20 protein-coding genes and 4 pseudogenes are annotated in these 22621 nt (G+C 61.7%); 9 read left to right on the top strand and 15 right to left on the bottom strand.

The window, feature by feature from the left end; all coding sequences use genetic code 11:
• Positions 1–168 precede the first annotated feature (168 nt).
• From traC to AC07Y0_RS25225, 4 genes are all read left to right on the top strand, one after another.
• Positions 169–465 carry a conjugal transfer protein TraC gene (gene traC / locus AC07Y0_RS25240; protein WP_498680502.1) on the top strand — a complete coding sequence of 99 codons (297 nt, stop codon included), beginning with the start codon at positions 169–171 and terminating at the stop codon, positions 463–465.
• 4 nt (positions 466–469) lie between these two features.
• Positions 470–685, top strand: coding sequence for a type IV conjugative transfer system coupling protein TraD (traD, locus tag AC07Y0_RS25235; protein WP_498680501.1), 216 nt, complete (start codon positions 470–472; stop codon positions 683–685).
• A complete protein-coding gene (gene traG / locus AC07Y0_RS25230; protein ID WP_498680500.1) occupies positions 672–2564 on the top strand; it encodes a Ti-type conjugative transfer system protein TraG in 1893 nt (630 codons plus the stop codon). The genes traD and traG overlap by 14 nt, the downstream gene beginning before the upstream one ends.
• Positions 2565–2676: 112 nt before the next feature.
• Positions 2677–3003, top strand: a complete 327-nt coding sequence (locus AC07Y0_RS25225; protein WP_498680499.1) for a hypothetical protein — start codon at positions 2677–2679, stop codon at positions 3001–3003.
• Positions 3004–3101: 98 nt separating this feature from the next.
• Here the strand turns inward: AC07Y0_RS25225 and AC07Y0_RS25220 are convergent, their stop codons facing one another.
• The gene (locus tag AC07Y0_RS25220; protein ID WP_028737638.1) at positions 3102–3398 is read right to left on the bottom strand and encodes a helix-turn-helix transcriptional regulator; all 297 of its coding nucleotides are present in this window, start codon (positions 3396–3398) and stop codon (positions 3102–3104) included.
• Positions 3399–3415: 17 nt separating this feature from the next.
• Positions 3416–4738, bottom strand: a complete 1323-nt coding sequence (locus AC07Y0_RS25215; RefSeq protein ID WP_498680498.1) for a type II toxin-antitoxin system HipA family toxin — start codon at positions 4736–4738, stop codon at positions 3416–3418.
• Between the two features lie 76 nt (positions 4739–4814).
• Here AC07Y0_RS25215 and AC07Y0_RS25210 point away from each other — a divergent pair.
• Positions 4815–5119 (top strand): annotated as a pseudogene (locus AC07Y0_RS25210) (thermonuclease family protein); the annotation flags it as partial.
• A 216-nt stretch (positions 5120–5335) separates the two neighbouring features.
• A pseudogene (locus AC07Y0_RS25205) lies at positions 5336–5569 on the top strand (WGR domain-containing protein); the annotation flags it as partial.
• Between the two features lie 27 nt (positions 5570–5596).
• Here the strand turns inward: AC07Y0_RS25205 and AC07Y0_RS25200 are convergent.
• From AC07Y0_RS25200 to AC07Y0_RS25185, 4 genes and pseudogenes are all read right to left on the bottom strand, one after another.
• A pseudogene (locus tag AC07Y0_RS25200) lies at positions 5597–6011 on the bottom strand (hypothetical protein).
• Positions 6008–6274 (bottom strand): type II toxin-antitoxin system prevent-host-death family antitoxin, encoded by a 267-nt coding sequence (locus tag AC07Y0_RS25195; protein WP_498680497.1) that lies wholly within the window; start codon positions 6272–6274, stop codon positions 6008–6010. The pseudogene AC07Y0_RS25200 and the gene AC07Y0_RS25195 overlap by 4 nt, the downstream one beginning before the upstream one ends.
• Before the next feature lie 261 nt (positions 6275–6535).
• Complete coding sequence (locus tag AC07Y0_RS25190) at positions 6536–6706, bottom strand: hypothetical protein (RefSeq protein WP_498680496.1); 171 nt, start codon at positions 6704–6706, stop codon at positions 6536–6538.
• A 317-nt stretch (positions 6707–7023) separates the two neighbouring features.
• On the bottom strand, positions 7024–7332 hold the full coding sequence (locus AC07Y0_RS25185; RefSeq protein ID WP_028737634.1) for a DUF736 domain-containing protein: 309 nt from the start codon (positions 7330–7332) through the stop codon (positions 7024–7026).
• 500 nt (positions 7333–7832) lie between these two features.
• Here AC07Y0_RS25185 and AC07Y0_RS25180 point away from each other — a divergent pair, with 500 nt between their 5' ends.
• Positions 7833–8006 (top strand): hypothetical protein, encoded by a 174-nt coding sequence (locus AC07Y0_RS25180; RefSeq protein WP_498680495.1) that lies wholly within the window; start codon positions 7833–7835, stop codon positions 8004–8006.
• 10 nt (positions 8007–8016) lie between these two features.
• Here AC07Y0_RS25180 and AC07Y0_RS25175 read toward each other — a convergent pair whose 3' ends face one another.
• The 5 genes from AC07Y0_RS25175 to AC07Y0_RS25155 all read right to left on the bottom strand — a co-directional run bounded on the left by AC07Y0_RS25175 (position 8017) and on the right by AC07Y0_RS25155 (position 13138).
• Positions 8017–8943 (bottom strand): ArdC family protein, encoded by a 927-nt coding sequence (locus tag AC07Y0_RS25175; RefSeq protein ID WP_498680494.1) that lies wholly within the window; start codon positions 8941–8943, stop codon positions 8017–8019.
• Positions 8944–9218: 275 nt separating this feature from the next.
• The gene (locus tag AC07Y0_RS25170; RefSeq protein ID WP_498680493.1) at positions 9219–9806 is read right to left on the bottom strand and encodes a hypothetical protein; all 588 of its coding nucleotides are present in this window, start codon (positions 9804–9806) and stop codon (positions 9219–9221) included.
• A 391-nt stretch (positions 9807–10197) separates the two neighbouring features.
• Positions 10198–10497, bottom strand: coding sequence for a hypothetical protein (locus AC07Y0_RS25165; RefSeq protein WP_028737631.1), 300 nt, complete (start codon positions 10495–10497; stop codon positions 10198–10200).
• Positions 10494–11387, bottom strand: coding sequence for a DUF7007 domain-containing protein (locus tag AC07Y0_RS25160; protein WP_498680492.1), 894 nt, complete (start codon positions 11385–11387; stop codon positions 10494–10496). The genes AC07Y0_RS25165 and AC07Y0_RS25160 overlap by 4 nt, the downstream gene beginning before the upstream one ends.
• On the bottom strand, positions 11384–13138 hold the full coding sequence (locus AC07Y0_RS25155) for a ParB N-terminal domain-containing protein (protein WP_498680491.1): 1755 nt from the start codon (positions 13136–13138) through the stop codon (positions 11384–11386). Before AC07Y0_RS25155 ends, AC07Y0_RS25160 begins: the two co-directional genes overlap by 4 nt.
• A 533-nt stretch (positions 13139–13671) precedes the next feature.
• On the opposite strand from AC07Y0_RS25155, the gene AC07Y0_RS25150 reads away from it, so the two are divergent.
• Positions 13672–13914 carry a hypothetical protein gene (locus AC07Y0_RS25150; RefSeq protein ID WP_498680490.1) on the top strand — a complete coding sequence of 81 codons (243 nt, stop codon included), beginning with the start codon at positions 13672–13674 and terminating at the stop codon, positions 13912–13914.
• A 168-nt stretch (positions 13915–14082) separates the two neighbouring features.
• Here AC07Y0_RS25150 and AC07Y0_RS25145 read toward each other — a convergent pair whose 3' ends face one another.
• From AC07Y0_RS25145 to AC07Y0_RS25135, 3 genes are all read right to left on the bottom strand, one after another.
• Positions 14083–19170 (bottom strand): helicase-like domain-containing protein, encoded by a 5088-nt coding sequence (locus AC07Y0_RS25145; protein WP_498680489.1) that lies wholly within the window; start codon positions 19168–19170, stop codon positions 14083–14085.
• Between the two features lie 90 nt (positions 19171–19260).
• Positions 19261–19866 (bottom strand): DUF1419 domain-containing protein, encoded by a 606-nt coding sequence (locus tag AC07Y0_RS25140; protein ID WP_028737627.1) that lies wholly within the window; start codon positions 19864–19866, stop codon positions 19261–19263.
• Positions 19867–19931: 65 nt separating this feature from the next.
• Entirely contained in the window at positions 19932–20969 is a 1038-nt protein-coding gene (locus tag AC07Y0_RS25135; RefSeq protein WP_498680488.1) for a DUF3991 and toprim domain-containing protein, read from the bottom strand.
• 210 nt (positions 20970–21179) lie between these two features.
• On the opposite strand from AC07Y0_RS25135, the gene AC07Y0_RS25130 reads away from it, so the two are divergent.
• Complete coding sequence (locus tag AC07Y0_RS25130; RefSeq protein ID WP_498680554.1) at positions 21180–21773, top strand: hypothetical protein; 594 nt, start codon at positions 21180–21182, stop codon at positions 21771–21773.
• 328 nt (positions 21774–22101) lie between these two features.
• Here AC07Y0_RS25130 and mog read toward each other — a convergent pair.
• A pseudogene (gene mog, locus AC07Y0_RS25125) lies at positions 22102–22621 on the bottom strand (molybdopterin adenylyltransferase).

The raw sequence follows: 22621 nt of genomic DNA, 5'->3' as shown, positions 1-22621 counted from the left end.
CGCGATAGCGACGTATAATTGCGCCCTTGGATCCGCTCCTTTGGAACGGCGGGATCATGCGCAACGGCGCTCACTTCGCCAACTCGCAGATTTGCGAGTAGATCGGCATGCCGATCTGCGGGACTGTCGTGACATCCAAGGCGAACCGTCAGACAAGGACCCGACCAGATGAAAAAGCCATCCTTCAAGCTTCGCGAAGAAATCGCGAGACTCCAGGAACAGCTGAAACATGCCGAAACGCGTGACGCCGAGCGCATCGGCCGGATCGCCCTGAAATCCGGACTGGGAGAGATCGCGCTCGACGAGGCGGAGCTTCAAGCCGCTTTCGAAGACGTGGCCAGGCGGTTTCGGGCAAGCCCACGCCCCTCGAGCGGTGAACCGAGAGGCGGAGAGGTCGGCGGCGCCAGTTCGAAAGACAAGACGGTCGCAACTGGCGCGCCTGCGAGCGGCCCTGGCGAGGCTTGAACGCATGGCCCGAACCATCTCATCCGACGCCCGCAGACAAGATACCCGCGAGAAGATCGCGCTCGGCGGACTGATCGTCAAAGCCGGCCTGCGCTTTGAAAAACGCGCGGTCCTGCTCGGCGCCCTGGTCGAGCTCAGCCACCTCCTGAAATCCGACGAGCACGAAAGGACCCGTCTGACGATGATCGGTGTGAAGGCGTTCGGCGATGAAGGCGAGTAGGATCGCACTCGTCATCGCACCGTTTGTGCTGATGGTGCTCATCACCATGGGCCTGGGCGGGATCGAACAATGGCTTGTCAGCTTCGGCAAGACGGAGGCTGCACGTCGCCTGCTCGGTCGCGCAGGGGTCACCTTACCTTACATCCTTGCCGCCGGCAGCGGCACCGCCTTCCTGTTTGCCGGCGCCGGGTCGGGCCAAATCAGGTGGGTTGGTTGGGGTGTCGTCACAGGGGCGGTCGCCGTCATATCGATCGCAGCCATGCGCGCCACATTGCATCTCATCGGCTCTTCGGCATCGGCGCCGACGGCAAGCGCCGTTTCTACCCAAATCGATTGGGCAAGCTTGATCGGCGCAGCAGCGGTCCTGATGGCGGGGTGCTTTGCCCTGCGTGTCGCCATCATCGGCAATGCGGCATTCGTTAAGGCGGAGCCGAAGCGCATCCGCGGCCGGCGGGCGCTGCATGGAGAAGCCGAATGGATGTCGATGCAAGAGGCGGCCGGGCTTTTTCCGGCATCGGGCGGGATCGTCATTGGCGAGCGCTATCGTGTCGACCGGGATGACGCGGCGGCGCAATCCTTTCGCAGCGATCGGGCGCAGACATGGGGGCTTGGCGGCCGCTCGCCGCTGCTCTGCTTTGACGGGTCGTTCGGTTCCTCCCACGGGATCGTCTTTGCCGGCTCCGGCGGGTTCAAGACGACCTCGGTGACGATCCCCACCGCGCTCAAATGGGGCGGGACGCTCGTCGTGCTCGATCCATCGAATGAAGTCGCCCCGATGGTTTCCGGCCATCGCGGACAAGCCGACAGGGCGATCCATATCCTCGATCCGAAGCAACCGCAGTCCGGCTTCAATGCTCTCGACTGGATCGGCAGTTGCGGCGGAACGAAGGAAGAAGACATTGCCGCCGTTGCCTCATGGATCATGAGTGACAGCGGGCGTGCGACCGGCGTGCGCGACGACTTCTTTCGAGCATCTGCTTTGCAACTGCTCACGGCGATGATCGCCGATGTCTGCCTGTCGGGCCAAACGACAGAGGAAAACCAGACTTTGCGGCAGGTCCGCACCAATCTCTCCGAGCCAGAGAAGCAGTTGCGCCGGCGGCTTCAGGACATCTACGCGAATTCGGGCTCCGAGTTCGTCCAGCAGAATGTTGCCACTTTCGTCAACATGACACCCGAGACCTTCAGCGGCGTCTATGCCAATGTGATCAAGGAAACGCACTGGCTGTCCTATCCGAACTATGCGGCGCTGGTTTCCGGGTCGAGCTTCAAAACGCAAGCGCTGGCGAGCGGCAATACCGACGTGTTCATCAATATTGATCTCAAGACCCTCGAAACCCATTCGGGTCTGGCGCGGGTCATCATCGGTTCGCTACTCAACGCGATCTACAATCGCGACGGCGCTGTCGAAGCCCGCGCGCTGTTTCTCCTCGATGAGGTCGCGCGCCTCGGCTATATGCGGGTCCTGGAGACCGCCCGCGACGCCGGTCGCAAATACGGCATCACGCTCACCATGATCTATCAGTCGATCGGGCAGATGCGCGAAACCTATGGCGGCCGCGACGCCGCAAGCAAATGGTTCGAGAGCGCAAGCTGGATCTCGTTCGCCGCGATCAACGACCCCGAGACTGCCGATTACATCTCGCGCCGCTGCGGGACGACCACGGTGGAGATCGACCAGATCAGCCGCAGTTCCCAGCCGAGGGGATCGTCCAGAACACGCTCGAAGCAGCTTGCAGCGAGGCCTCTGATCCAGCCTTACGAGGTCTTGCGCATGCGTACCGACGAACAGATCGTGTTTACCGCCGGCAATCCGCCGCTGCGCTGCGGCCGCGCCATCTGGTTCAGACGTGAGGACATGAAGGCCTGTGTCGGTTGAACCGGTTCCAAAAGCCCGCCTCGCGTCTGGATAGGGTAAATTCGAGGAGCTCCGATTAATCCGGATCGAAGGGATCGGCAATTATGCTGCCCGCCAGTGCGGGAGAACAGGGTTGCACCGCGAAGACGGTGTCCGTCCACGCCGTGGTGGGCGCTTCCAGCCACGAGCGACCCGCCGGTTCTCAAAATCGAGGGCCGGCGGCACCGGTGCTGCGCGCTTCGGCAAGGCCAACCCGCTGCAGTTGGTCTTGATGCTGATTATTGCCCTTGCCGGGTACGCGACGGTGGGTCGAGCCGGTCCCGTCGACCGGCACGTTGCGTTTGTTTCCACGCAGGCTGCAGATCAGCTTTCGGCATCCCTTGCTGTGAAAGGGGCACCGGAAAGCCAACCGCTCAGATCGGAAAAGCAATTCACGTTCTTCGAACGCAGGGATGCCTGATTGAGATTTCATCTCCCGGCGGGCGACAAGGCTAAAAATCAACGGGTAGTGCTGGAACCAACCAATTCGCCAAAGGGCTCGCGGAGCTTTAACAATGATTAGTTTGTCCGGTCCGCCTGGGCATTCTTGGGGACAAAACCAACCCCGAACCCGAATAGCCGACCAATCTTCTCTAAAGTTTCCAGGGTGGGATTGGCCGTTCCCGCTTCCAGTTCCGCAACTTGGCGCCTGGAGAGCCCAAGCGTTTTGGCGAACTCCTCCTGGGTCATGCCGAAACCTTTTCGGATATCTGAAACGGCTCCAGGCAGCCTTAAGTCACCCGTTCGAGCACGCTCCGCCAGTGTTCGCCGGTTTTCGAGGATCTCGTCTTTCGTCGGTTTCTTCCAGCGAGCCATTCAGCTGTCCTCCGGCATCAGGAGCGCGCCGCCAGAACGCTATCCGCGATTTCGGTGCAGCGTCCCATTGCACGCTCCAGAATTTCGCGAGGCGCGCCCATGTCTTTCGCTTTGTCCGGCACCTGCTGCAGGCGTTCGGCGAACTCACAAAGTGCGGCCGCAAGAGCCTTCCGCTCAACAGGACCAGGCATCAGTTCGGCGCAAATGCTCGTCCAATCGGGAAGATGATCGCGACCACCGTCACGCATCATCGCCCATCGGGTGGAGCGGACGATCCCCTCTTTAGCCAATCGCATGGGTGCGAAATCAAAGAGCGGAGATAGACGGATCGTGCCGTCCTGGTGCTTGCTGAGAGCCGAATTTCGGCCGTGATTGTCGGGATTGCCCAGTGCCAGATTGGCGATGTCGCGCTTCAGGTATTCGGCTATGTCCGAGAAGGGATCGGCCGAATATTGGCGCAGAACGTCGATATAGGCTTCATGGGTGCCGACATGGCCGAAATCGGCAACGCCGATCGCGGATACGAGGCTTTCCTGGCCCAGGCGGATAGTTCCGTCGCCTTCTCTCTTCTTCCGGTCGAAACGGGGAATGATCAGGACGCCTTCGGCATAGGTCGACGGTTCGCTGACATTCAGACCGATCTCTTGAGCGATCCGCGAATAGAGGGCTTCGCCTTCGAGGATCAGGCGGTCCACAGGCTCGTTGCTGCGTACCAGCTTGACGATGACGTGGCGCACGGCCTCATCATCGGTGACGAAGCTGTCGGGATAATAGAGCCCGTCATTCGCCTGCGTCATGGAGACCTTCGGCCATTCGCCTTGCAGACCGCTGGAGCCGGAGGCAAGCATTCCAAAGCGGTCAGCGACTTCCATGAAGCGATCCGACCGCTCGAGGATTTCCGCTTCCGTCACCCCTTGGCGCTCAACACCCCGCAGCCGTTCCGTTTCGGCCTCTGCTGCTTCCTTGATGCGGATATTGCCAATGCCGCCCGCCGCCGATCGCAGAAGCAACGGGAGATCGGAAGCGCGCGAGCCTTCCGCAAGGCCGAGGTGATCGGCAAGCTTTCGTCTTGCATGTCCCTGGGGCATGAGATCCAGGAGGAACGGCGGCCAGCTGCGGCTATATCGATTTTCGAGATCAACGGGATATCGGACCGACAAGGCGCGATGGTCGCGGACCGTCTTTCGGGCCGCAAACTCCGCTGATGCCACAGTGACGAAATAATCGAGATCGTAGTCGACGATCGACGCGCCCTGGAATCCGGCCGCGTCGTCCTTGATTTCCAGTGTCGCGGCGTGATGCCACTCACCGTCAAAATGGGTTTGGAGTGTCAGGTGCATTAATGGACCCCTTTGATGGATCATTTAATGCATGTTTTCAAATTATTCAACCCATCATAATGGGTTGAATGATAGCGATTGTGTGGTGGACGGTGATACCTTCTGGTCCCGGGGGCAGAAGATCCAGATTGCCGGCACTGACACGCCGGAGCTGAGCCCGCTCCGGTGCGAGGCGGAACGGGTCAAGGGGGGAGGCGGCGAATGCCCGGCTTCTGGCCCTTCCGAACGCCGGGAGCTTCTCGCTTTCGACGGGCCTGCGCGATGAAGACGGATATGGACGAAAGCTTCGAACCGTCTTGCGAGAAGGACACTCCCTCGGCGAGGTGCTGATTGCGGGAAGGGCTGGCGAGGCGATGGGACGGCGCACGGCGCGGCTGGTGCTGGCGATCTTCCTCAAGCCATTATACCACTCCGCCTGGCCCGGAGACGTCCGCAGACAAGGCCCGGCTGGAACGCGACCGAGCGCCGGCAATGCCCTCGTCATGCCGTACTCCGCATTGCGTCCGGCCCATTCCATCACGAACATGAATCGACGGCGTGCAACCGATTCATAAGTGTCGTTGGACGTGATGGGCGCGATGAACGATTCTTGTCCACATGATCTGCCAGACCTATCATCTCTACATCGAGCGCAAGGATCCGACGAAGAACATGGCCCGCTTCTACGCCATGGAGATTTCGGAAACCCTGTTCGGGGACGCGTGCCTCACACGACGATGGGGAAGGATCGGAACATCCGGGCAGTGCATGGAACATCACTTCAAGACTGAAGGTGACGCAGTGAAGCTCTTTCTGGATATTACGCGACAGAAGAAGGCCCGCGGCTACCGCTGCTGGTGGCCGCGTTGCGAGACGGCGCTATCTCGAACGGCTGACCTCGGCAGAAGACCTCCGGCGGGCGATGAACTCCTTCAGGAGCGGCAGGAAGAATGCCTTGCTGAAGCGGCCGATCGGCGGTTCAGGTTCAAGGTAGAATGACCGGCCGATAATGTCGCTATTGAACTCGTCGAGAATGATCCAGAGACGCAAGTCGACATCGAGGCCGGCGCGGCGTTTTTCAATAGCTGGTATTTCCACTGCGAACCGGTTTGGCTCCGGCTGCTTCGTCGTGATGGGAAAGAATAATACGAGATCCCCGTCCGCTCGCGCTATCCGGACGCCGACTGCCACCGGTCGGTTCTTGCGCCCTCCGTTTCCCAGTGTCCGCTTCGCGACTCCATAGATAGGGTTAACGGATGACCGCTGCTGCCTGGATTTCATCATATCCGCTCATCGGCTTGTCTCGTCACTGTCGGCATAAGCGTCTACAGCGCCTTCAAAATCGGCAAGCAATGCGTCGGACATGGTCTCAATCGTGCCGACAGCGCGCATATCGGACTGGCGCATCAGGCGCTCGTAGTCCTCGATATTCAGCAGAACCAGCCGCGGCTTGTTGCGTTGAGTAATGGTAACCGGACGGCGCAAGGCCTCGGCGATGATGTCGCCGGACTTCCGGGAGAGGTCACTTGTCGTGTAGGAACCCGTCCTGTTCGTCATTTGCTCTTGTCCTTGCTGAAACCATAGTGGACCTGACATATAGCATCACCGTCAACAATTACAGCATATACAGCATTGCTGTAAACGCTGAATATGACGTACCCTATGTACGGACAGGATGCGTGGAATCCTGCTGCCAAGAGACCGTGCTGCACCACTCCCGTTGGCGATAACCACTATAGATTAGAAGCCGGTGCATCGCAGCGCGGCCTGACGCCACTGCTCGTTGGCGGCCTCTCCGCCGCGAATGATCTACCGCCCTTAGAAGGGCGGCTCGGCGTCAATGCGACCGTCCTGTTCCGCGATTGCCACGGCCCGCTCCGCCTCCGCCAGTTCGGGCTCACATTCGATCTGGCGGCACTCGGCGCCATCAATGGCATTGCGCAGTTCGGCCCGCAGTTCCTCGATCTGGATTTCGATTGCATAGATCATCTTCGTCTCCTTGACGTTTGTGAAAGATGACCCGCGGTTCCGAGCTGGGGGATGGCGGGGTCAGGGATCGCCATAGCGACCGGCATAGCCGGGGAGTGGGGGAGCCGATTTCCAGGGCAGCCAAAGGCTGCGGGAGGAAATTGGGGGAACCGCTCATCCTTGAGGACGGCATTCCGCTTGGTACTATCGCTCATTCTGAGCAGCTTCCCCGCTCTCCGCATGGCACCAGAAAAGCCAGTCCTGGCTCGACGCCGGGACTGGCTTGGCTTTCTCGGGCGGAGAAGAGGCCCCGCCGGTGGCGGAGCCTCACGGAACCTTTAGTCCCGGTTGGGGCGGGACCAGATCAGCTGGTAGCCGTCTTCGCCTTCCACCTCGGCAAGCGTTGCGTAGATCGGAGCCGGGAAGCTCGGGTCGTCGAGCTTGACCGAGAGATAGTCGCGGCCCTGCTCGGATGTCTTCTGCCAGGCGGCGCCGAGTTCGACATTGCCGGCATAGATGCGGAAGTGCGGGCCCTTGTCGGAGGCGCTCTCGACGCGGGCGATGCGGGCCTTGACGTTGAGGGCGAGGGTGCGGATCGAGCCGTTGAAGCCGTTTTCGGTGGAGGTGAAGGTGCCGATGGTTGCCATTGTCCTATTCCTTTTCTGGTGTATCGGGCCGCGCCCATCGCGGCCTCGATGGCTGTCGCAAAGACCGGGGACGATCGGACCGCACCCAGCCGGAGTCCCCATCGCGCTCGCGCATTGGGGTGACGATTGGGCCGCAATGAAATGGAGGACGGCAAGTCGCAGATTTGTTAGTGGGAGAGGAGGAGACCGCAGGTCTCCGGGGTAAGAAATCTAAAAGACTGCCGTTGCGGGAGGACGATCGAGGCAAAGCCGGTCTCCGGTCAGACATGCCTCATCGAGCCCGCAGATGGGGTGCCGGAGACTTGGACGGGAAGGAATAAGGCAAGGGCGGTTCAGACACTCTCGCCTGGGCACGAACGGCATCTGGCGCCGCCATGCCGACAAGACCCTCGTCTGCACGTAGATCGGTCGGGGACAGTGCCTTCCGGCTCATGGCTCGCCGCTTGCCCCACATGCCCGGTGCGATATCGTTGCGCTGCGAATCGCTGTCTGGAGGATCAATGCGTCAGCAGAACAAGCCGTTCATCATTGAGCGCAAACCGTCCCGCAAAACCAAGCCCGATGCCGAGAAACCATCGATCTGGGGGAGGCTCGACGCCGACATCGCGCAAGGCCTGAAGGACCAAAAGGATGCGGACCGGTCGGCCGCCACCGGTAGTGACGACCGCGCCTGATCGGGGGTGCTCACGCCGCCTCGGCGACTTGCTCCCCTTCGGGCTGCAATGCGTGCAGGAAGCTGACGGCACGCTGCGCGTGGGCTGCGGCCTGGAATATGGCCCGTTTGTCGCCGGCAAGCACCGTCAACCACGATTGCAGGTAGGATGCATGGTCCTGCCGCGGTTCCAACTCGGGCGCGATGCCGAGATCGGCGCATAAAAAGCAGCTTCCAAGTTCCGCGACGAGCTCTTCCCGTGCGCGCTCCGTCCGGTCCTTGGCATAGCGAGAAAGGTCGCGCCCGACGCGGGAGGGCGCCGCGGTCCAGTGCGTGGCCTCATGGCTGAGGACCGCCACATATCCGGCAGCATCGCGAAACGCCTCAAACGGCGGCATCTGGATATAGTCCATGGCAGGCGAGTAGTATGCCTGGTGGCCACCGTGCCGGATGACCGCGCCAGTATTGCGAAAGAAGCGATCGGCCTTTTCGATCCGCTCGACCGGATCGGGGACCTGAACCGGTGGAGCGTAAGAGCTGTCGGGCAATCCCTCGATCTGCTCGATGTTGAAGACGGTATACGCCTTCAAGAAAGGGATCTCCCGATCGACCTCATTGCCGTTTTCGTCGGCTTGCGCCTTGGTAAACCGACTGGCGAAGACAACCGTCGAGCCCGTTTCACCCTTCCGGACAGCCCCTCCCAGTTCGAGCGCCTGCTTGAAGGTCATCCACATCGGCGAGGCAAAGCCCCGCGCCATGCCTTCCGACCACAGGAGCAGCACATTCATGCCTGAATAGGGCAAGCCGTTGTGCCGCAAAGGGCGAGAGATCCGGCCCGGCGTGTTGGCGGCGCACCATGGTTTCATCCAGGGGCGCACGCCCTGTTCGAGATCCTCCACAATCCGCTCTGTTATCCGCATGTAAATGTCTTCGCGATTGGTACCCTTATTCCTGCTCATGGCCTCTTTCTCCGTTTCCAGGACCGCGCCTGTCGCGGTCCGTCGCGGAGGTCCGAAGTCAGGGGCCGATCGAGGCCCAAGCACCGGAACGGCCGCAACAGCGTGGAGGACGGCAAAGCCGTTGCTTGGGCTTCAGGCTCCTGTAGGACCACCGACCGGGACGGGCCGCGCCCGGCGCATCCGCAGCTGTTGACATCGACAGGAAAAAGGCCGGCGCCCGTTGGCGCCAGCCGCAAAAAGGAGAGAATTGGCGGGGCGTGACCCCGCCAGCGCGGTTATCCGAACGCCGCCATCTGCGCTTCGGCCGCCTTTCGATCGAGGGATGCACCTGGATTCTCGATCGGGCGATCAAAGGGCTTCCAGGTCTCGCCGACGACATGTTCGTAGGCGGCGACGGCCCCCTCGGCCGCCATGCGCAGCGCGTGGGACTGGACGCCCATGTCGGCCGCAAACTCGCGCTTGCGCTGGGCGGCGCTGTCATAGCCGACCGGACCATCGAGATCCTCGTCACGGGCGTCGTTCGACGCCTTGGCCGTTGCGTCGCGCGCTTCGGTCACGGCGCGGGAGTAGAACTGTCCGGCGCCGTGCGCCGATCCGACGAAAGCCCCGACGATCCGTTGCAGGTGGATCTGCATCGCCTTCTCGCCCAAGCCTTCCGAAAGGCTGTCGGCGGTCTCGACGATCAGCCGCTCATGCAGGCTGCGGATGCCATCGCTGTCGACGACTGCCGTGCCGAAGCTTTCGGCGATCTTGAGCGCCTGGACGGCGTCGGGGCAGGAGAGGCGGACCATTTCGAGGGTGGTGCCGCGGCGAGATTGCGACGACCTGGCGTTGGAGCGGTTGGGAGTAGAGGGCTTGGCCATGTCTGTTCCTTCCTTGGCTGACGAAGCGGTTCCGGCCCGTGCCGGTCTGCCCTTCGATGCGGGCATTCAAGAACCGGTCAGGGACGGGCGGCTTCACAGGTCCGGCACGGCTGAGCCAGCAGGGCAGGCTTGGCGGACAAGCAGGTCTCGACCTGCGCAGGCCGCAAGCCTGCCCTCGCGCAGAGAGGCTGGGCCGGCCACCCCGCGGCGCGCAAGCGGCCTTGAACCGACCGGCCGCCGGTTCAGACCGCAGCGAACACGAAGGGCAGTCCGGCATGGGTCCGATGTCAATCCCGAGCCAAGAGAGAGATGAGCACATGGCCAAGCCGGCTACGCCAACGACATTGAAGCCGGGCAAGAATATCGCCAGCTCCTTTCACCTCGAGTCTGCCTATTTCGCCGGATGCTGCACACGCTCATGGTCGCGACGCTGGAAGTCGCCGATGACCTGCAATTGCATCGCCAGCCTGCGGGCGATTGCATCGAGTTCGCTCCACCGTTCAAAGGCAAGGCGGTCGACAAGCTCCTGATAGTGGAGACGGTGGCCGGACCGGCGCCGCGCCCTCACCGTTGTCGCCTGTCTTCCCACGCGCGCCGCTATCTGCCGGGTCAGACAGTCGAGATGCCGCTGGGTCTCGCGCCGAACGCCGATTGCTTTCGCCAGTGGTTGCGAGGCGAGGACGTCGATCATGACCCATGCTCCCGGCTTCCCCAGCCGATGAAGGCGGAACGCCCATCATATTCAGCGTGGCGAGCGAGATCGATGACGAAGCCGAACCGGCCACGCCCGGCATACTCGTCGCTTGCCACTAGAAAGCGGCGTTCCTCTCCACCATGGATACAGCCCCCGCCAACGATCGCCACGACCTCGGTCATGCCAGCGTGTTGTTCCGATCGGATTGCGGACGTGACGACGAAGTCGGCCGCATGACGTTGATCGAACGCCCGGCGATCCTTGGCCCAGCTTTCACCCTCGGCCAGCGAGCAACCTCGGATCTTCTCCCAGACGTCGGGCCAGGTATTGCGGAAGATTTTTTCTGCCATCGACCGCTCGTAGGTGGTGAACAGGTCCGGAAAGCTGATCGCGACGATCGCCCACTCGCTGTCCTCTTCGTACCAGGGCGTGTCCTTCCGCAGCAGAGGATGGACCCTGGCATTGCGATCTGCCGAGAGGTGGAAACCACCATGCCCTGACGTCAGGTGGGCAACGACGCCCTCTGCATACACGACCGCCATCTGCGATCCGCCCCAGGGGGTGTTCGCCGAAATGCGGGTCTGCACGCGGTTGAGGCTGGCGAGATCGCATTTATGACCAGCAGTCTCGGCGACACGAGCTCGGAACTCAGTTTCATCAGCCACTCGACCATCATGCCCGATGAAGTCAGCGCGCGTCAGCTCTGCCAGCGGCCGACGAACGGCGACGGCGCTCGCAAGAAATGCGAAGCCGCTGGGTGAGGTGACCATGGCGAGGACCAGGTCGCCAATGCGGGCGACGAGCATACCCTCCGCGCTGGTGGCAAACTCCACCCCCGAACGATAGGGGGTGGATGCTGCTGTATTCGACCGGAGGGCGGCGGTCATGCGGCAGCCCTCTCATCGAACCCCTCGTCAAGCTCAGCGTCATCGGGGCGGTCTGCATCCAGCATGCCGCCCTGATTCGTAGCGTTGTCGAACTCCCCATCCTGGTCCTCAGCGGGATCATCAGCATGACCGCCGTCGTCGCGCGACCCGGCGCCGATAACGTCCGTGGCAGCACCCGCCCGGATCCATTCGAGTAGCTCGTCCGCCGGGGGCGCGAAGCGGCCCGACGGATGGACAAAGTGCTTAGTTGCGAAATGCTCGACGAGCGCTGCGCGGGTTTCGCGGACCTTCGGGCGCGGCTGGACCGATGCCTCAGCGCAAGAGGCTTCCAGTGCCTGCCGCGACAGGCACAAGAGGAAGTCTTCCGAACCCATGTTCGGCAGAAACTCGTCGGCGCCGATCGCCTCGCCGGCGATGCGCGAGACCATGCCACTGTTCGACATGCCTCGCCGGCACGACAGCACATCGATCAGCACCGAGCGGGCGGCGACCCGAAGCGTGTCCTGATCGAAGGCGAGCTTGCCATGCTCGTCAAACAATCCGACCGCATGGCGCGAGAAGCGCTTGCCGCCGTAGAATGTCCCGTCCGCGCCGGAGTCGACGCGGACATTCTGGCCTGCGAAGGCCAGGACCATCAGCGCCATCAGCATGTCATCCTCGATCGGCGCGCGACCGAGTGCATCGTGCAGAGCATCGGTCCTGAAGTCGCCAATCATGTCATGACCCTTCTGGGTCACATCGGGCCGGGCCTTGGAGATAGTGATCGTGTCGCCATCATCACTACCGGCTGCGGATCCATTGCCGCCAGCGCCTTTCGACTCCGTAGCCTCCGGCATGCGGTAATGAACGGTCTGGACCTTGCCATCGCGATCGAGGTAGAGCGCCGTATGGTCGGACTTGGACGGCTTGCCGTACACCTGGGTTGCTTTCTTCGGCAGGTCCAGCTGGCCCCAGCTGTTGACCTCGACGATCGCGCCGCGCTTCGGAAGGTTGCCCGTCATCCATTCATGCTGGGCGCCGAGAAAGCCTTCGACATTGGTGGTGTAGCGGCCGTCCTCGTCGGCCGGTGCGAAGAGATCCTCCACCCATTCGATCCCATAGGCTTGAGCCAGATCGTCGCCGAAGCTCGCGTCCTTGGCATACATGCGCTTCTTCGTGAGCGCATTCGCGATCTGCCACCAGGCGGCGGTGTCACCCTTCTTCGGGCGGTTAGCTTTCCAGACCTCTTTCTGGTCGACCTGGCCGGCGGCCGCGATGATCCGCAGTTGCTGCTCGGACGGCATGTCGCCCAAAGCCATCTGCTCGAGCATGGCCGGCAGGACATTGGCGAGGAGGCGCAGCTTGCGGATCTGGCGGACAGGAAGGGCGAGAGCGACGGCGATCGCTTCCTCGGTCCAACCGAGAGCAACGAGACGTTCGATGCCGCGCCACTGATCGACCGGGTTGAGTGCCTCGCGAACCGAGTTTTCGATCATCGAGCGCATCGCGCCGTTGTCGTTGGCGGCGTCGGCCACGAGGATTTCGATTTCTTCCAGGCCGGCGGCGATAGCGAGGCGGACGCGGCGATGGCCGGCGTCGATGATGTAGCCGTTGCCACCATCGATTTCCGGCGCGACCACCGGCGGCTGGACGATACCGACCGCCTTGATCGTGGCGAGCATCAGCGCGTCAGCCTGCGGTGACGACTTCGACTGGCGCATCCGGTCGGGATTTTCCTTCAGAGCGCGCGGGTCAACCTTCATGATCTGCATGGGATTTGTCCTTGTCTAGAGAGTTGCGGACCGGCGCCTTGCCAGCCCTTCCTGTCTTCATTTTTCTCGAAGACACCTCCCGGACCGCCGAACGGACGGACGGACGCAACTGCGACCGAGCATCCCTGCTGCGTAGGACAAGCGGGGCTAACAGCCCTGCGAAGAACGAATGGCCGGGATCGCGCAGGTGGCGGTTGAGCGCACGCGCCGGCAGGAGGACCGATCGGCGACCGGTTCTTTCCCTCCTCCTTCTTTTCCGTTTCTCCATTAGAAGAGCGGTCCGCGTACGCCGAGGCGCGAACGACATGCAAAACCTCGACCGGAAACAGAAACGCAAAAGGGCGCTCGACCCGCGAGGGGAGCGCCCTTTAAGATCCCGGACGACATCGAAAACCACAGCGATTGCGGCGGCAGGACATTATTTGAACGGGAAGTGATGCCCAGATATTGTTGATGGCGGGAAAATTCAAGTCGCGACCGTGAACACCCGCTGATAAACGTCTCCGCCGTCCAAGAGTGCCAGTCGAGGAAAGATGAGTACAGATCCTACAACCCGGAGGGCCATCGCACAACGCGCCATCGATCGCGCGAAGTCCCGTGGTACGCCAATCGACGAGGACCCAATCTTTATGGCTCTGCTGGATCCTTGGATCAGTGGCGACATCGACATGCGTACGATACGCGAGCGCTATCTCGACAGTCTTTCTCTCAAGGAAGAACAGCACCGTGGTCGTCAGCCTGGCCAGGATGAGATATCTTTGGATGATGATGTGTAAGAAAAAAGGGCCGACGGAGTAAACCGCGGCCCATAAAGTGTGGAGATCTTTGACCTCCAGAGGGGAACAGCTACTGCGGCGGAACTGGGAGGAGACCGCCATATGCATCAGCTGCAGACTTTATGCCTGATTTTTGGCCAATCGGAAAACAATTATTGTGCAATGCAGCTATGCGGCGGCGATGGTCTCGCTGTCCAGATCTGCTGCCAGTTGAGTTTCAATTGCTCGCAACTCCAGCCGTTTTCCTTTCAGGTCATTTGCGAACGCAAAAGCGCCACCCTCTCGCGAACGGTAGGAGGCCAGCCGCCGCTCGGCCTCTTCGAGACGCCGGCGATATTGACGCCGCTCCTCCTCGAAGCCTTCAAGTCCATGCTCCAGCCGTGAGATGGCCCCGAGCGGCGTCACCGTGATCGCCAGATCGATCTCATACTCTGCGCCAGTGCGTTGGAGCAGCGTCTCGTAGCGATAGCCGTCGCCCTTGTCGAACCGCTCACCTTCATAGATGAGATCGAAGCCGCCGATCGTCGCCAGATGCACCTCGCCCTCCTGCTGCAGCTGCAGAAGCGTGAGGATTTCCTTCATCAGCGCCCGACCGGCCTCCTTGCGCTCGGCATGTTCTTTACCGAGCACCGTCATGGTGAAGGCATCGCCGGTGGTCGACTGTAGCCGCGCGATGTCCTGGCCGATTTCGTCAATCCGCCGGATCGAGACCTCTATCTCGCGCTCTGCATCTCGCATCTGCCGGCGGACGGCGTATTGATCGTCCTCGTGGGCGGCCCGCAGCCGTTCGAGCCGTGCGATATCGGCCTCCAAGCCTGCCTTCTGCATCAACCGTTCATCGCCGGAAGCGATCGCCTTGGCCATCGCGAACTGGTTGGCAGCCCCCTCGCCAACGTCGTCGAGCCGCCGGATCGAGGTATCTCCCGACAGGGCCGCGGCAATGAACCGGGCTTTGCGCTCATTGTTCTGCCACATGCTGGCATCCAACGAGCCTTCCGTCGCATAGGCGAAGATATCGACCTCGTCGTGCTGGTTGCCCTGGCGGACGATGCGACCCTCGCGTTGCTCGATCTGCGACGGCAGCCATGGCACATCGAGGTGATGGAGCGCCTTCAGCCGAAGCTGGGCGTTGACGCCCGTGCTCATAGTTTCCGACGAGCCGATCAGGAAACGAACCTTGCCGGCCCTGACATCGCCGAACAGTCGCTGCTTGGCTTCGGTCTTCTTGTAGTCCTGCATGAAGGCGATTTGCGATGCCGGCACACCGAGCCGGATCAGCTCGTCGCGGATAAAACGATAGGCCGAGAAGCCGCGGGACTTTTCGACATTGATCGTGCCGAGATCGGAAAAGATCATCTGCGCCGCACCCGGCAGGTCGAATGTCTTCCCATCAGGGCGTCGATAGATCGCCTCGCCGGTATCCTTCCAGATCCCGTAGGCATTGCGGACGAGCAGATTGAGCTTGTTATTCTCCTCGTTGTCAGCCGCCGGCATGACGAAGCGCAGGTCGATCGCCGCATGGCGCCCATCAGTGATGACGGACAGCAGTATGTCGTCGCCGGGTTTGGCGGGACCCTCGCGCTGCTCGATCGCCTTGATCCTGCTGCCGAGGGTCTGCTGATAGGTCTTGAACAATGCCGTCGGCTTGGCAGTCATGATCTGCCGCCGGCCGGTCGAGATGTTGGGCACCTTCACGTATTGCCGCAGGTCATCCGGCATCACCACATCGGCAAACGAGCGGAACATGGCGATCAGCTCCGGCACGTTGACGAAGGAGGCAAAGCGGCTGACCGGCTTGTATCTTCCCGATGGCTGGATTTCAAGTTCGGTGGTCGTGTCGCCGAAGCATGCTGCCCAGGCGTCGAACTCGTGCAGTCCGCGCTCAGAAAGTGCCGCATGACCGAGCAGGCGCTGGATGGAGAACATCTCGCCCAATGTGTTCGTGATCGGCGTACCGGAAGCGAGAACCAGCGCGCGGCCTGGGTTCCGCGTCTCGATGTAGCGGGACTTCACATAGAGATCCCAGGCCCGCTGTGAGCCGTTCGGATCGATGCCCTTCAGCGTCGACATATTGGTGGCGAAAGACAGCTTGCGGAATTCCTGCGCCTCGTCGACGACGATCTGGTCGACACCAATCTCCGAGATGGTGAGAAGATCATCCTTGCGGGTGGCGAGACCTTCGAGCCGCTCCTGCAGTCCTTCCTTCAACCGCTCGAGCCGCTTGCGCGAAACGCGGTCCTCTCTGTCGGCCTTGGTCAGCAGATCCTCATAGAGCTGCAACTCGTCCTGGATCATTTGGCTCTCGAAGGCGGAGGGCACGGCGATAAATCGGAAAGCCGAATGCGTGATGATGATCGCATCCCACGTTGCAGTCGCCGCACGCGACAGAAACCGGGCGCGCTTGTCCTTGGTGAAGTTGGTCTCGTCAGCGACAAGAATGCGGGCATTCGGATAGAGGCCTAAAAACTCGCGAGCCGCCTGTGCCAGGCAATGGCCGGGTACGACCAGCATCGCCTTGGCGATCAGGCCAAGCCGGCGCTGCTCCATGATGGCTGCCGCCATGGTCATCGTCTTGCCGGCGCCTACGGCGTGAGCGAGATAGGTCGAGCCATCGGCGATGATCCGCCAGATCCCGCGTTTCTGATGCCCATAAAGAACAAAGGCGCCAGAGGCGCCGGGGAGTTTTAGATGCGAACCGTCGAATTTTCGCGGCGCGATATTATTGAAACGGTCGTTGTAGTCGCGGGCCAGCCGGTCGGTGCGATCCGGATCGGTCCATACCCAGTCCTGAAACGCCTGCTTGATCCTCTGCAGCTTGTCGCGCGCGGCTTCGGTATCGACGACGTTGAGCACACGCCGCTCGCCATCGGCATCCTTGAAGACGTCGAAGATCTGAGGAACCCGGCTGTTGAGCGCATCGGCGAGCAGGTCGCCGGCGTGGCGGCGGCTGGTGCCCCATTCGGACGTGCCAGCGGCGCTGTAGCCGAGCTGGCGTGCATCCACCGTCCAGGATCCGAGCTCCGGCATATGATGGATGCGGATTTCCGCCTCCATCTTTTGCCTGACGAAGGCAATCACATCGGCGGCCGGGATCCACGGCGCGCCGAGCCGGGCGGTGATATCCGAGGGCCGCAGATCGGCCGGCTGCACATCAGCCAAGGCGCGGACATTACGCTCATATGATGGGTCGAGCTCTGCGGCGGCCTGCGCGGCTGCGAGCTTCGTACGGACAGCCCCCGAGAGATATCCGTCGGCTGTCTTCCACGATCCGTCAGCAGGATCACGGAAAATGGCCTCGCCCAGCTCGTCGACCGCCGCCGCAGCATCGCTATGCAGCAGCTCCGCGATATGGTCAATGTCGACATGGCCGCGCTCATTCAGCACGACGGCAAGCGCATCCGCAGGTGAGGTAATCGTCGGTAAGGCCGGCGGAGCAATCACCCGTTCCGAAAAAATCGGGCCGGCCTTCGCCGTGTCGGTCTCGAGATCGTAGTCCTCTATCGAGGCGACCAGCCAGCAATCGGGATCGTCGCGGAACGGTGCGAGGTTCGGCTGGCGATGGGTTTCCTTGGCCTCGCCGGTCTCGATATCCTCTTGAACAGAGACAACTGTGTGATTGATCGGACCAAAGTCCCGCACGAAGCTCGACCAAGCGATGCGCAAGCGGACTTGAAGGTCGCGCCAGGGCCGGTCGGTCTCCTGGGCTTTCAAGACCTCACGCACGGTATCGCGGATCGGGACGAGCTTGGTGATGATCCGGACATGCTTTTCTGGCGTCCCATGGCCCGAGCGGCCCTTGCGCACGGTCATCGGCACGGCCGATCCGTCCAGCATCTGCATTAGACCCTTTGACCGATCGAGGAAGAAGCTGCCCTCGCGGACGGAGTCACCCTTCGGCTGCAGGTCGACGATCTCGCCGAGCTCGTCTTCCAGATCGATATCGATGGGCGTCGGCTCGCCGTCGTAGAGATCGGCCGGCAATAGATCGATTGCAGCGACGAGTGCGGCGTCGAGATCCTCGTCATCGCTGGGCCGGCATGTATAGGTCTCGCCGAACGGTCCCGAGGTCAGCGCGTGGGTGCCGAGAACGAAGTCCGGATGCTGGCCAAACCAGCTGTTAATGCGGATCGCACCTTCGCCGTCACTCTCAGGCCTGATCTCATCGACATCCAGCCACAGCTGGTCGCCCTCCGCCTCGCCAGCCTTGCGCTTGCGGAAGAACAGGATGTCGACAACGACATCCGTGCCGGCGTCACGGCGAAAGCTGCCTTCGGGGAGCCGGATTGCCGCGATCAGGTCGGCGGATTTGGCGATATGCTCCCGTGCCGTCGTATCGGCCTTGTCCATGGTGCCATGCGAGGTGACGAAGGCGGCGAGCGCGCCGGGCTTCAGCAGATCGATCGATCGGGCGATAAAGTAGTCGTGCAAACGAAGGCCAAGCGACCGGTAGGCGCGGTCCGAGCGGACGGTGCGATCGGAAAAGGGCGGATTGCCGATAGCGAGATCGTAGATCGGAGCCAGATCGGTCCGAGCGAAGTCGCCATTGACGATCCGCGCCTTCGGCTGAAGCAGGCCAACGATGCGGGCGGTAACCGGATCGAGCTCGATGCCGGTCACATAGGCGGCGTCGCGATAGGGCTCCGGCATCAGGGCCGGGAACAGCCCCGTGCCGATGCCAGGTTCCAGCACCCGGCCGCCTTGCCAGCCGAGCTTCTGGATCCCGGCCCAGATTGCCCTGATGATGAACTCCGGCGTGAAATGTGCATATTGGGTGCAGCGGGCAAGCGACGCATATTCGCTCTCGCAAACCGAGGTCTCAAGCGAAGAACCAATATCGTCCCAGCCCTGGCGGAAATCGACCTCGCCCGGCCGACGGAACATACCGTTGGCCAGTTCGCCGGCGCCGAAGCCGGTGAAGCAGATCAGTTGCGCCTGTTCCTTTGCCGTCGCCGGCCGGTCTTGCCTGGCGATACTATCGGCGACAAGGATAGCCGCGACATTGGCGCTGGCGCGGTCCTTCCAGGAGGCGGCCAGCCCGCGGTCGCCGTCAAGGTAGAAGTTTGCCCGATGCCTCACGCGACGGTCAGGCGTTTCAGCGACGGGGAGGGCGGGTGCTGGCGCCGGCGGCACGGGATCCGGATCGTCGTCATTGGCGGCATCAGGCGAGAACCCGCCGAACGCTGTCACGCCAAGCCCGAGGCCGGAGGACAGCACGCTCGAGCCGAACATGTCAAGCGTGAAGGGATCGTTGCTCATGGGAAAGCTCCTTGAAAATGAGGGCGTGCGCCATCGCTCGGCCACGGAGAAGGCCGCTTTCGGCGCGGAATTTGCGAATGATGATCTGCCTCAGGCGGCCAGGGCTGAGGGGAGGTGGCGCAGATGCACCGGCAGCTTGGCAGCGATTTCGTCGTCGGACAGGGTGTCGAGCAGTTTCAGGAAAGTGCCTTCCTGGCCACCGTAGAGCATCACCGTGCGATGGCCCTGCATCGGCGTCGGCCAACGGGTACCGGCATAGCCGCGATAGTCGTCGGTTGTCGTGCTCCAGATATGCTCAAGCCGTTCTTCGCGGCTCATGGCCCGGACCGGACGCGTTTCGCGGTCAACGATCGCGGTCCGCATTGCCTCCACAGAGTTCGGGTCCGAGAGGTCGCAGTAGGTGTGAAAATAACGGACGGCTTCATCGATCCGGATCGCGTAGAACACCGAAGTCACTGAACCGGTCATGAACTCACGCATCGCAAAGATCTGCCCGCGCATCCAGAGCGGCGGCAGAATGTCGAGCATGGTGGAGTAGGAGGTTTCGTCGATCTCGAACCATTCGCCGGCATAGACGGCAGACTGGTCACCTTCAAAGCGGTCGGGGCGCTTGGCGTGCCTGTCGAACATCCGGAACATGTCGGCGCGCTTGGCCACGCCCTGGAAAATTTTGCGGGGAAGGGCTATCGAGGTCATCAGCTTGATCCTTTCGGGGGTTTGGACCGGAGGCAGCACAAGTCGTTTCGACCTCGCCATTCTCTTCAGTCCTTCATGACCCCTTTCGCGCTGCCGGCCTCGTGTCCGGCCGGGTCAAGGGCCGGCGCATGCCGGGCGGAGCCTCCCTTGATGCGGCCGGCGCGCATGCGGCAGGCCTCGTTGTTCCTCTCGGTCTTCCTTTCCCGTTTTTCCCGTTCCCTGTTTTGGAGAACCTCGTTCCAATCCTCCGCCGGCGGACGTAGCCTCTGCCAGTCACAGCCGTACGCCTCGGCAAGCGCACGCAATCGTTCTGCATAGACGTCGCCCTGGGGATTGGCATCCGTGGCCGCGACCAGTGTCAGTCCCGGCCGCACAGCAAGTTCGGCAAGCGCCGCATTTGTCGCCGGAGACCACCCACCGCCAGTGCTGAGATAGAGAGTTTGCTCGCGCGGACCTTCGAGTGCCGCAAGGCTCATCGCGTCGATCGCGGCCTCGGTGACGCAGAGACGAGAGGCATCGCTCGGTCCCAAGCGGAAAAGAACCTTCGAGCCCCCGGTGGCAAAGCCACGCCAGTCGGGGCCACGCTCCTCCCAGCCGACGACCCTACCCTCGCTATCGACATGGGCTGCCCACATACTGCCGATGGGTCCTTCCCGCAGCACATCCTCTCGAATGGCCTGCCGGGCGATGGCGGTCGGGATCCAGCGCGCCCAACGCAGATAGCGCCAGGCACCGGATCCGGGCGAAGGCGAGCGCCGGCTGCGCCAAAGGTCGCCAATGTCTTTCACCGGCACTGAAGGCCACGAGGACCTCCATTCCGGCCGGGACAATTTAAACCCGACAAGTGACGCGACCGCTTCCGCTGCGTGCGGGAATGGGATCCTATCCAGGAACATGACAAGGCTGAAGATATCGCCCTTCTCGTCGCTGAGCGGATCGAACCAGCCGCATCCGTCATGCGTGACAATGACGATGTTGCCGCCACGCCGGTATTTGACGGCGCGTCGCGCGCTTTCCTTCAAATCGATTTCGTAACCGGCCTGCTCCAGCACTGCCTCGCAACTTACCTTTGCGCGCAGCGCCTCTAACTCTTCTCGTTTCATATTTTCTTCGGCCGCTAGGCGGCCGTCCCTTCTTCCTTCCCGCAATTTGCGGGCCACCTTCCCCCGCCGCGAAGAGCGGAGGGTGCAAGGGCGCAGCATGCAACTGACAAAAGTTGCAGCATACTGCTGCGGCGAAGCTTCCCTTGCGGCCGACAGGTCGCCAGCGGCAGGGACATGCGGGTCTCAATGAGACCCGCGCGGGAAATATTCATGCACGATCTCAAGATCGTCTTCGTCATCGAGTTCGTCGGACGGAAGGACGCCGAATTCGTTGCCGGATTTGAACAGGGTGACGGGAACCATGAGGATGCGGGAAAGCGAAAATGCGTGGCTTTGGGCGAGTGCAAGATCCTGTGCCATGTGAGAAACCTCCGTCCGGAGCGGGCCGATCCCGCTCGATGGCTCCTCAAAGGACCAGGACAGGTCGCGATCACCGCGCAGGCGAAGACAAGCGGCGGCAGCTTGCTAGCCGACCCCGATAGTGGGTTGATCGACGCAGATCCGGGCCTGGTCCAGGACGCCATCCATAAAGAGCGGAATTGGTTTGCTTCGGCGGCGATTGGATATTCGGTACAGATCGTTCACGGAAGACAGCTCAGCATCTGTTGCCGAGCATCTGCTTCGCCAGTGCATCGATCAGCGGCGACCCGGCTCTTCCTGATCGGACAAAACCTTGAGGATGTCGAAGTCCATCTCGGCACGCGGTTCTATACGGGCGATTTCACTGGCGACCTTGTCCCAGTGCCAATACCCATGGAAGTCGCCTGCGGAACGCCCGTCGTTGCGCCTCATAGTAAGCTCTGACCGGATCTCGACCAGCCAGCAGCTTCGCATCAGCCTGCCACCTGCGCCGTTTCGCCCGGCGGTGTCCGAGTCGTCGGTGAAGAAATCGGAGCATGAGTATTCTCGCTTAACTCGCTTGGCGGAAAATTTAGTACTCAACCCTAAGATATGAAAGATGGATAAATATTACTTATTATTTTCAAATGCTTAATAAAGATCGCATAAGATAGCTTATGGAACCACCGCGCCCCGCAAAATTGAGATGGCCTGTTGCTGCGGCGCTGTTTCCCGGCCACCATCGACAATTGGGGGCCTGCATCCAACCACACCGCATAAGGCCACAAATGCCCTATCGCGCCGGACGGTGAGCCTTGATGATATTCCGATCGGTCTCGATCCTCCCCGCACCGATCAGATCGAGGCAGTAAGGCGCAGCTGAGAATATTGTATCGAGGCACACACGGATCGACGCCGGATTGCCCGGCAGATTGATGATAGGCGAATGCCCTCTTGTTCCGGCCGTCTGCCGCGACAGGATGGCAGTCGGCGTCTGCTCCAGACTGACGCGACGCAGCAGTTCGCCGAAACCCGGTAGCTCCTTCACCAGCACGGCCCGCATGGCTTCCGGGGTTTCGTCACGCGCTGCCGGGCCCGTGCCTCCCGTTGTCAAATCAAGTCGAAGCGATGCTGGTCGCAGAGATCGATCCGTTCATCGCGAAAGGAGACAAACCCATCGGGGATGTCCGCTTCGTTAGCTTGTAGGGTGACGTTATCGCGCGCGCCAGCCATGTCTCGATCAAGGGACCCGACAGATCCTCACATTCTCCGCGGCTGGCGCGATCCGATACGGTAACGATGGCAATCTGCAT

It is taken from the genome of Allorhizobium sp. GW101-3B10 (assembly GCF_059424725.1).
The sequence above is the reverse complement of the archived record's forward strand: the minus strand, read 5'-3'. Positions and strand labels throughout refer to the sequence as shown.